Below are 501 nucleotides of genomic sequence, written 5' to 3' on the forward strand. Positions count from 1 at the left end.
ATCTAGACACTTTATACCTACTAGGTGAACTATACTATTTAAAAAGTCAGTATTTATTAAAGATTAAACAACATAATGAAGAAGATGTTGTTAATAACATGAAAAAAGCATTATTTATATTTGAACTAAGAGAAAAATAACATTATATACAAATGATTAAAGATGAACTTATTGAAATACAGAATAAAGAACACTCATAATTTCGTAAAAACTACTTACAAAGCCCACAGGAAAAACCCCTATAGTTTTTAAACTTAGAACTATATTATTAAAATTAAAGTCGTTCAAGTCGGAGGAAGGCACTTGGGGGTGTCTTTTCTTTATTTCTCAATATAAGAACTTAAAGGATATGCTATTATTTAAATACAAATTCCCTTTTGTGCACTGAGATAGTAATACCCAATAAAAAAGCCCACCTATTTCTGTAGGTGGGCCTTGTCTTTATTACACAATATCAAAGTATACTCTCTTTTTCTCATAAACTTTATGTAATTATACATA

General features: G+C 27.3%; 1 pseudogene. It reads left to right on the plus strand.

Going from position 1 to position 501, the window contains the following annotated elements:
* A pseudogene (locus tag JDS81_RS29795) lies at positions 1-140 on the plus strand (transcriptional regulator); the annotation flags it as partial.
* Between the last annotated feature and the right edge of the window lie 361 nt (positions 141-501).

Source organism: Bacillus cereus group sp. N31 (assembly GCF_016483245.1).
GTDB lineage: Bacteria > Bacillota > Bacilli > Bacillales > Bacillaceae_G > Bacillus_A > Bacillus_A toyonensis.